Below are 1,162 nucleotides of genomic sequence, written 5' to 3'. Positions count from 1 at the left end.
AGTTGCCAATAACGATACAAAAACGACAAACGAGGACACGGCAGTTACAATCGACGTAACAGCAAATGATACTGATGCTGACGGAACAATCAACAAGGCAACAGTAGACCTGGATCCTGCGACACCAGGCATCCAGACCAGTTTTACTGTAACAGGACAGGGAACATATACTGTAGATGCACTTGGAATTGTAACTTTTACCCCTGTTCTGAATTACAACGGAACAGCGACTCCAGTCAATTATACGGTAAGCGACAATGACGGAGCGGTATCCAATACTGCTGCAATTACCGTAACAGTTACGGCTGTAAACGATGCTCCAGTTGCAGTTGATGATGCTTATACAGCTTCAGAAGACAATACAGTAACGCTGAATCCACTTGCTTTGGATACAGATGTTGACGGAGATACTTTGACAATCACTTCAATAAATGGAACAGCCCTGACAGGTTCAGCCCAAACAATTGCGGTTACAAACGGCACAGTAAGCATCTCGGCTTCGGGCATAATTACTTTTACTCCGGCTTTGAACTTCAACTCGGCCAATGCTGTAAGTTTTCCTTATGTAATCAGCGACGGACACGGCGGAACTGCCACGGCAAATCAGCTTATCACAGTAACTTCGGTAAACGATAATCCTGTTGCCAATAACGATACAAAAACGACAAACGAGGACACAGCAGTTACAATCGACGTAACGGCAAACGACACAGATGTTGACGGAACAATCAACAAGGCAACAGTAGACCTGGATCCTGCAACACCTGGAATCCAGACCAGTTTTACTGTAACAGGACAGGGAACTTATACTGTTAACGCACTTGGAATTGTAATTTTTACCCCTGTTCTGAATTACAACGGAACAGCGACTCCAGTCAATTATACAGTAAACGACAATGACGGAGCGGTATCCAATACTGCTTCAATTACCGTAACGGTAACTTCAGTAAACGATGCTCCGGTTGCCAATAACGATACAAAAACGACAAACGAGGACACGGCAGTTACAATCGACGTAACAGCAAATGATACTGATGCTGACGGAACAGTCAACAAGGCAACAGTAGACCTTGATCCTGCTACGCCTGGCATCCAGACCAGTTTTACTGTAACAGGACAGGGAACATATACTGTAGATGCACTTGGAATTGTAACTTTTACG

General features: G+C 44.3%; 1 protein-coding gene. It reads left to right on the top strand.

Translation table 11 applies throughout. The features are described from left to right. Positions 1 to 1,162: Ig-like domain-containing protein (locus tag IR010_RS19985; protein WP_194606135.1), on the top strand; the 1,162-nt coding region annotated here is incomplete at both ends.

Source organism: Flavobacterium sp. MR2016-29 (genome assembly GCF_015350695.1).
Taxonomy (GTDB): domain Bacteria; phylum Bacteroidota; class Bacteroidia; order Flavobacteriales; family Flavobacteriaceae; genus Flavobacterium.
Note: the sequence above shows the minus strand (reverse complement) of the source record. Positions and strands in the feature narration are given on the sequence as shown.